The organism is Streptomyces sp. DvalAA-14 (genome assembly GCF_900091855.1).
Classification (GTDB): Bacteria; Actinomycetota; Actinomycetes; order Streptomycetales; family Streptomycetaceae; genus Actinacidiphila.
In genome coordinates this window covers 1-8,037 of sequence record NZ_FMCH01000574.1, presented here as the reverse complement: position 1 = coordinate 8,037, position 8,037 = coordinate 1, and the positions used below count along the sequence as shown (strand labels likewise).

Annotated in this window: 6 protein-coding genes and 1 pseudogene; 2 read left to right on the top strand and 5 right to left on the bottom strand. The window is 73.1% G+C overall.

The window, feature by feature from the left end; translation table 11 throughout:
• The 4 genes from GA0115240_RS31110 to GA0115240_RS31095 form a co-directional block, all read right to left on the bottom strand.
• Window positions 1-229, bottom strand: a 229-nt coding sequence (locus GA0115240_RS31110) for an SDR family NAD(P)-dependent oxidoreductase (protein ID WP_202451925.1), incomplete at its 3' end; no start/stop codon positions are given.
• Between the two features lie 139 nt (window positions 230-368).
• The gene (locus GA0115240_RS31105) at window positions 369-1,004 is read right to left on the bottom strand and encodes a hypothetical protein (RefSeq protein ID WP_093741905.1); all 636 of its coding nucleotides are present in this window, start codon (window positions 1,002-1,004) and stop codon (window positions 369-371) included.
• Between the two features lie 466 nt (window positions 1,005-1,470).
• A complete protein-coding gene (locus GA0115240_RS31100) occupies window positions 1,471-3,033 on the bottom strand; it encodes an MFS transporter (protein ID WP_093741903.1) in 1,563 nt (520 codons plus the stop codon).
• A gap of 303 nt (window positions 3,034-3,336) precedes the next feature.
• Complete coding sequence (locus tag GA0115240_RS31095; protein ID WP_093741906.1) at window positions 3,337-4,203, bottom strand: helix-turn-helix transcriptional regulator; 867 nt, start codon at window positions 4,201-4,203, stop codon at window positions 3,337-3,339.
• Window positions 4,204-4,363: 160 nt separating this feature from the next.
• Here GA0115240_RS31095 and GA0115240_RS31090 point away from each other — a divergent pair, with 160 nt between their 5' ends.
• Both GA0115240_RS31090 and GA0115240_RS31085 read left to right on the top strand, forming a co-directional pair.
• Window positions 4,364-6,037 carry an AMP-binding protein gene (locus GA0115240_RS31090; RefSeq protein ID WP_093741901.1) on the top strand — a complete coding sequence of 558 codons (1,674 nt, stop codon included), beginning with the start codon at window positions 4,364-4,366 and terminating at the stop codon, window positions 6,035-6,037.
• A complete protein-coding gene (locus tag GA0115240_RS31085) occupies window positions 6,034-7,641 on the top strand; it encodes an AMP-binding protein (RefSeq protein WP_093741899.1) in 1,608 nt (535 codons plus the stop codon). Before GA0115240_RS31090 ends, GA0115240_RS31085 begins: the two co-directional genes overlap by 4 nt.
• On the opposite strand, the pseudogene GA0115240_RS31080 reads toward GA0115240_RS31085, so the two are convergent.
• Window positions 7,638-8,037: pseudogene (locus tag GA0115240_RS31080) on the bottom strand (hypothetical protein); the annotation flags it as partial. The gene GA0115240_RS31085 and the pseudogene GA0115240_RS31080 overlap by 4 nt on opposite strands.

The following is an 8,037-nucleotide window of genomic DNA, read 5'->3' as shown; positions in this document are numbered from 1 at the left end:
GGATGTCGGCCGCCGCGACGGCGCCGCGGCCGGTGCTGCGCACCGCGAGCACCACGTCCGCGCCCGCCCGCGCCAGCTCCCGGGCCGTCGCCAGGCCCAGACCGGTGTTGCCGCCGGTGACCACCGCGAGCCGGCCGCCGAGTCCGGGCATCCGGTGCACGCCCCAGTCGTCGGGTATCGGGTGGGCGATGGTGCCGAAGAGCGCTGCGTCGGTGCTGTCGGGCGACATGACGGCCTCTCGTGGACTACCGGGTCCGTGCCGTGATGATCCTGGTGAACCGGCCTCCGGCGGCCGGCCGTCGGCCGCCGGGCGGGGCGGCAGCCGCAGAGCGCTGGGGGGCGTGCACGGGCGGTGCGATGTCCTGTGTTCAGGGTCGCCGGGCCGCCGGATCGATGTCAAGATCCGCCCGGAACCGGGCGTTTCCGCAACTCCAGCGCGGGACAGGGCCGTTCACGGACCGTGGCTGTCCGCCGTCGCTGTAGTCCACCTGCCAGTGGAAGGCGGCGGCGTGCCGCCGGGGAGCCGAGCTCTGCGGATCGAAGGTCACGCAGCGGGACATGAAGGCGTGCACCTCCACCGCCACGCTCTGCAGGGGTGCCAGATCGCCGAGTTCGCACCACAGGTCGGCGGGCGACCCCGCGTCCAGCCGGCTCAGACAGCGGCCGTCGGCCGAACCGACACTGTTGCCGTCCAGTTCGTCGTCCAGCAGTACCCGGACGTTGTCGGCCGCGACGCCGCCGGTGTTCACCACGGTGAGGGTGAAGTCGCCGTTCTGCTCCCGGGCCACCGTGGTGTCGAACGGTGTCACCCAGCCGTCCAGTACCGCGCTCGCCCGGTCGTCGGGTCCGGGCGGCACCGGGAGCAGCCGGATGTGCGGCGCCGTCGCGGCGGACGGCCCGGCCGCGCCGAGCAGCAGCGCGCAGGCGAGGGCGAGACAGCCGGAGAAGCGGGGCAGCGCGCGCGGCAGCGCGCGGGATCGGGGACGTGACGGCAGCGGCGTCATGACGGGCCTTCCGTGGGGGGAGGGGCGAACGATCCCAGCAGCCTGCCGCGCCCGGTGCCCGCTGACGTGGAACCGGGCGGCGCGGACCCGCCAAATGCACCCGCATGCCCCGCGTCCGCAGCGGTCGGGGCAGCCGGTGCGAACGCCCGTGCCCGGAACCGCGCCCCGCCGCGTGCCGGGGCCGCAGGCCGCGCCGCGGCTCGCCCGGGACCGGGCCGGCCGCCGGAACGTGGGAAACGGCCGCCCGCACATACGCGGACTTCCACCGATTCGGGGCAGACGCACCCGTGTGCGGGGAGCACAGACGGCCGCCCCGCCGGTGCACACGGGGGTCGTGCACCGGCGGGGCGGCTGTTCGGGGGGCGGTGGGTCTCCGGGTTTCCCGTCCCCACGATGACCCGGCGACCGCGCCTCCCTTTCCCCGGACGCCCTCCGCTCAAGAGCGGCACCGGGGAGTGCGGGGAACTTACATGTGCACCGCGGCCGGTGCCCCGTCGTCGGACTGCTCCGGGCGGCCCGAGCGGAACATCAGCAGGGCCAGCACCGCGCCGACGGCGAACAGGCCGGCCGACCACCAGTACGCGGTCGAGTAGCTGTGCAGCTGCGACTGGGCGAGCACCTGCGGGGTGTGCTTGCGGCCCACCAGGTAGCTGGTCGCCGCGCTGGCGGCCAGCGTGTTGAGCAGCGCGGTGCCGATCGAACCGCCCACCTGCTGCATGGTGTTGACCGCGGCCGAGGCGACACCCGCGTCCCGCGCCGCGACCCCGCTGGTGGCCACGCTCATCGCGGCGGGCATCACCATGCCGAGGCCGAAGCCGATCACCAGCAGCGGCGGCAGCACCGTCCCGGCGTAGGAGCTGTGCAGGCCGAGACCGGTCAGCCAGGCCATGCCGCCGGCGGCCATGGCCATACCCAGCGGCACGATCGGCCGGGGGCCGAGCTTCGGCAGGAAGGTGTTGGTGACCAGCTGCGCGGCGACCATCAGGATGCCGATCATCGGCAGGAAGCCCAGACCGGTCTTGACCGGCGTGTAGTGCAGCGAGGACTGGAGGTAGTAGGTGAGGAAGAGGAAGACGCCGAACATGCCCGCGCCGGAGATCGCCAGCACCATGAAGGACGCGCCGCGGTTGCGGTCGAGCAGCACGCGCAGCGGCAGCAGCGGGTGCTCCGCCCTGGTCTGCCACCAGGTGAAGGCGGCCACCAGCAGTGCGCCGGCCAGCAGGAAGCCCCAGGTCTGCGGGGATCCCCAGTGGTGCGTCTCGGCGTTGGAGAAGCCGTAGACCACGCCGAACAGGCCGGCGGTGACCAGGATCGTGCCCGGCAGGTCGAGCTTGGGCCGGTCGGCCGGGGCGCCCTTGCGCAGGAAGACCAGACCGCCGATGAAGGCCATCACGGCGAAGATCAGGTTCACGTACAGCGTCCAGCGCCAGCTGAGGTGCTCGGTGAGCACCCCGCCCAGCAGCAGGCCCACACCGCCGCCGGCGCCGGCGATGGCGCCGTAGATGCCGAACGCCTTGGCGCGCTCCTTGGCGTCGGTGAACGTCGTGTTGAGCAGCGACAGAGCGGCCGGGGCGAGCATCGCGCCGAACAGGCCCTGCAGGGCGCGGCCGGAGACCAGCACCTCGAAGTTCTGCGCCGCGCCGGCCAGTGCGGAGGCGCCGGCGAAGCCGACCACACCGACCAGGAAGACGATCCGGCGGCCGATCAGGTCGGCCAGCCGCCCGCCGAGCAGCAGCAGGCTGCCGAAGGCGAGCGAGTACGCGGTGACGATCCACTGCCGGTTGCCGTCGCTGAAGCCGAGCGCGTGCTGGGCGGAGGGCAGCGCGATGTTCACCACGGTCGCGTCGAGGACCACCATCAGCTGGGCCAGCGCGATGACGGCCAGCACCCACCAGCGGTGGTTGGGTCGTTCCGCCGCGTCGGCCGCCGGGGCCTTGTCGAGCGGGTCGAGCGGGTCGAGCGGGTCGGTCGGGTCGGTCGGGTCGGTCGGGGTGCCGAGATGCCGGTCGGCGGCGGAATGAGTCGACATGGGCCGTGACTCCTGTGTGGGACGGGTGGTCCGCGGTAAGAACGAAACGGTTTCGTACTCGACCGACCGTACGACGCCCATTATCGAAACGCAAACGTTTCGCTGCGCCCGCCGTGTGCCTCTCCTCACACCCCCGCGACTCAACCCTCAGCGGGGTTTCGGGCGTCCTGGGAGCTGCCGGTCCGGGCTGTCGTCCGGGCTGCCGTCCGCGGGCCCGGCCACCGCGATCGCCGCGTCACCACGACCGTCCCGCCGGCCGTCGCGCGATCGGCGGGGTCGGCGGGGTCGGCGGGGTCGGACGGATCAGGGGAGCAGACCGGCCCGCCTCGCCGCCACCACCGCTTCGAGCCGGGTGTGCGCGCCCAACTTTCGCATCGCCGACCGCAGATAGCTCTTCACCGTCTCCGGGCGCAGCCGCAGCCGGGCCGCCGCCGCCGTGTTGGTGGCCCCGGAGGCGATGGAGCACAGCACGTCCAGCTCCCGCGGCGTCAGTTGGGCCGGCGGGCCGGGCCGGGCGGGCGCCGCCTCCGGCGCCGCTGCCGAGGCCAACCGGGCGCAGGCACTGAGCAGTTCCTGCCGCAGACGCGCGTCGGGGATACGGACCGCCAGCGCGCGCAGCTCCGTGTGCGCCTCGCGGACCTCCTCCCACGCCTTCGGGTCGGCGGTCGGCGGCGCCTGCGCGAAGGACAGCAGCCGGTGCGCCTCGTCCCGTACCGCCAGCGACTGCTCCAGCTCCCGGGCCGCGTCCAGCGCGACGTCCAGCGCCCGGTCGCCCAGCGCGTAGGGCTGCCGCAGGGCCCCGTACAGCACCCCCCGCACCCGGCGGTGCACCACGACCGGCACCGCCAGCACCGACCGCAGGCCCTCGGCGGCCACGGCCCCGTCGTACTCATGGCTGATCGCGCGGGACGAGCGGTAGTCGGTGACCGCGAACGGCCGGCCCATCGCCAGGGTCTTGCCGCCGAGCCCGGTGCCGGAGACGATGCCCAGGCCGCGCAGCTCCTCGGTGGCCGCCCCCGACAGCTCGGTGATCCGGAACGCCCGGGCGCCCGGACCGGCCGGCTGCCCGGCACCCGCGCCGGACCCGGACCCGGCACCCGCAACGGCCCCCGGCGCCGGCCCCCCGACCAGCCCGCCGAACGCCACCGGCAGCAGACCCGACCGGCGCATCCGCAGCAGCGCCGCGCGTACTTCGACGGCCTCGCCCCGCGCGTCCACCCGACCACCCTCCTTCGGCGTCCCCCGGCCTCCCTCACCCCCATATGGGGGTGGTGAGACCCAGGTCACTACCGCACGATGTTACGTGGCGGTTCATCGACGAGGAGGGCACATGGCGGCATCGGAGGCGACCGGGTCTTTCCGGGACGCCCGGGACTTCCTGCTGCGGCACCGGACGGACTACGCCGCTGCGCGGGAAGGCTTCCGCTGGCCCCGCCCCGAGCACTTCAACTGGGCGCTGGACTGGTTCGACGTCGTCGCCGAGGACAACGACCGGCCCGCGCTGTGGATCGTGGAGGAGGACGGCAGCGAGAGCCGCGTCTCCTTCCGGGAGATGGCCGAGCGCTCGTCCCGGGTCGCCAACTGGCTGCGCGGGCAGGGCGTGCGGGCCGGCGACCGGGTCCTGCTGATGCTGGGCAACCAGGCCGAGCAGTGGGAGACCGTGCTCGCCGTGATGAAGCTGCGGGCCGTCGTCATCCCGGCCACCCCGCTGCTCGGCCCGGCCGACCTGCGCGACCGCGTCGACCGCGGCGATGTCCGGCATGTGGTGGCCCGCGCCGCCGACACCGCGAAGTTCGAGCAGGTGCCCGGCGACTACACCCGGATCGCGGTCGGCGACGCCGTCCCCGGCTGGCTGGCCTACCGGGACGCCTACGACGCCGCCCCCGGCTTCACCCCCGACGCGGCGACCCGCGCGGACGAACCGCTGATGCTCTACTTCACCTCCGGCACCACCGCCAAGCCCAAGCTCGTCGAGCACACCCACATCTCGTACCCGATCGGGCACCTGGCCACCATGTACTGGATCGGGCTGCGCCCCGGCGACGTGCACCTCAACATCTCCTCGCCCGGCTGGGCCAAGCACGCCTGGTCGAGCCTGTTCGCCCCGTGGAACGCCGAGGCGACGGTGTTCGTGTACAACTACGCCCGCTTCGACGCGGCCCGGCTGATGGCCGCCATGCAGCGGGCCGGGGTGACCAGCTTCTGCGCCCCGCCGACCGTCTGGCGGATGCTCATCCAGGCCGATCTGAGCGCGCTGCGCACACCCCCGCGCGAGGTGGTCGCGGCGGGCGAACCGCTCAATCCGGAGGTGATCGAGCACGTCCGGCGGATGTGGGGCGTACTGATCAGGGACGGCTTCGGGCAGACCGAGACCGCGGTGCAGGTGGCCAACAGCCCCGGCCAGCCGGTGAAGCCCGGCTCGATGGGCCGCCCCACCCCCGGTTACACGGTCACCCTGATCGACCCGGTCGGCGGGGCCCCCGGCGACGAGGGCGAGATCTGCCTCGACCTGAGCGAGCGGCCGGTCGGCCTGATGACCGGATACGCCGGCGCGCCCGAGCTCACCGAGGAGGCGATGGGCGGCGGCTACTACCGCACCGGGGACATCGGCCGGCGCGACGCCGACGGCTGGATCACCTACATCGGCCGTTCCGACGACGTGTTCAAGTCCTCCGACTACAAGATCTCGCCGTTCGAGCTGGAGAGCGCGCTGCTGGAGCACGAGGCGGTCGCCGAGGCCGCGGTGGTGCCGGCCCCCGACGAACTGCGGCTGTCGGTGCCCAAGGCGTACGTGGTGCTGGCCGAGGGCTGGGCGCCCGACGGCCGCACCGCCAAGGCGATCTTCGCGCACTCCGCCTCGGTGCTGGCGCCGTACAAGCGGATCCGGCGGCTGGAGTTCGCCGAACTGCCCAAGACCGTCTCCGGGAAGATCCGGCGGATCGAACTGCGCGAGGCGACCATGCACGACGGGAGCAAGGAGTTCCATGAGGAGGACTACCGGTGACGGAGCCTTCTTACGCGCACGGCACGGGGAGGACCGCCTTGCTGGGTGACACCATCGGCCGCAACCTCGACCGTGCCATCGCCGCCCACCCCGACCGGGAGGCGCTGGTCGACGCGGGGAGCGGCAGACGCTGGACCTACGCCGAGTTCGGCCGCGCGGTCGACGAGGTGGCGCTCGGACTGGCCGCCCGCGGCGTGCTGAAGGGCGACCGGGTGGGCATCTGGGCGCTCAACTGCCCCGAGTGGGTGATGGTGCAGTACGCCACCGCGCGGCTCGGCGCGATCATGGTCACCATCAACCCCGCCTACCGGCTGCACGAGTTGGAGTTCGTCCTGCGGCAGGCGGCGATCGAAGTGCTGATCACCTCGACCGAGCACCGCGGCAGCGACTACCGGGCGATGGCGGCCGAAGTCCGCCCGAAGTGCCCGTCGTTGCGGGAGGTGGTCCACATCGGGGACCCCTCCTGGGAGACCCTGCTGGCGGCCGGCACCGCCATGCCGGCCGGCCATCTCGCGGCCTGCGAAGCCACCTTGAGCTGCGACGAGCCGGTCAACATCCAGTACACCTCGGGCACCACCGGCTTCCCCAAGGGCGCCACCCTCTCGCACCACAACATCCTCAACAACGGCTATTTCGTGGGCGGTACGGTCGGCTACACCGAGCAGGACCGGGTCTGCCTGCCGGTGCCCTTCTACCACTGCTTCGGCATGGTGATGGGCAACCTCGGGGCCACCGCCCACGGCGCCTGCATCGTCATACCGGCGCCCGCCTTCGACCCGGCCGCCACGCTGCGGGCGGTGCAGCAGGAGCGCTGCACCTCCCTGTACGGCGTCCCCACCATGTTCATCGCCGAACTCGGGCTGGCGGACTTCGCCTCGTACGACCTGACCTCGCTGCGCACCGGCATCATGGCCGGATCGCCGTGCCCGGTCGAGGCGATGAAGCGGGTGATGACCGAGATGCACATGGCCGAGGTGTCCATCTGCTACGGCATGACCGAGACCTCGCCGGTGTCCACCCAGACCCGGATGGACGACGACCTGGAGCACCGCACCGAGACCGTCGGGCGCGCGCTGCCGCACGTCGAGGTCAAGGTCGTCGACCCGCTGAGCGGGGTGACGGTGCCGCGCGGCACCACCGGCGAGCTGTGCACCCGCGGCTACTCGGTGATGCTCGGCTACTGGGACGAGCCGGAGCGCACCAAGGAGGTGGTGGACGAGGCGCGTTGGATGCACACCGGGGACCTCGCGGTGATGCGGGACGACGGCTACCTCGCCATCGTCGGCCGGATCAAGGACATGATCATCCGGGGCGGGGAGAACGTCTACCCGCGGGAGATCGAGGAGTTCCTCTACGCCCACCCGAAGGTCTCCGACGTGCAGGTGGTGGGGGTGCCGGACGCGCGCTACGGCGAGGAGATCCTGGCCTGCGTCATCCCGCGCGACCCGGTCGACCCGCCCACCCTCGCCGAGATCACCGAGTTCTGCGCGGGCCGGCTCGCCCACTTCAAGATCCCGCGCCATCTGCGGATCCTCGCGTCCTTCCCGATGACGGTCAGCGGCAAGGTCCGCAAGGTGGAACTGCGGGAGAACTTCCACGCCTAAGCCGGGCCGGCCGCCCGGCCGCCGGCGGCCGGTCCGGAGCGGATCAGCGCGTGCGCCGGGTCGTTGACCGGCTGCGGGGTGCCGGTCAGATCCATCACGAACAGCGGCACGCCCAACTGGCCGGCCCGCAGCCGCGCGTCCTGCGCGTAGCCGGCCAGCGAGAAGAAGGCGCCGGCGGCATCCTCCTGGGCGCAGTTCAGCCACAGGCACTCCACCTCGCGCGCCGCGGTCGGCACCGTCGCCGGATCGACCTGCGCCACCAGGCTGTCGCCGCGCAGATCGATACCGCTGGCCGTCCGGTCGCCGGCGAGGCGGACGCCGGCGAAGCCCAGCCACTCCAGATACCGCGCCGCGGCGGTCAGCGCGTCCCGCGCGGTGCGGATGGTGACCGGCTGG

Coding starts and splice junctions, on each gene's coding strand:
- GA0115240_RS31105 (WP_093741905.1), bottom strand. CDS start 1,004: ATGACGCCGCTGCCGTCACGTCCCCGATCCCGCGCGCTGCCGCGCGCG.
- GA0115240_RS31100 (WP_093741903.1), bottom strand. CDS start 3,033: ATGTCGACTCATTCCGCCGCCGACCGGCATCTCGGCACCCCGACCGAC.
- GA0115240_RS31095 (WP_093741906.1), bottom strand. CDS start 4,203: ATGCGCCGGTCGGGTCTGCTGCCGGTGGCGTTCGGCGGGCTGGTCGGG.
- GA0115240_RS31090 (WP_093741901.1), top strand. CDS start 4,364: ATGGCGGCATCGGAGGCGACCGGGTCTTTCCGGGACGCCCGGGACTTC.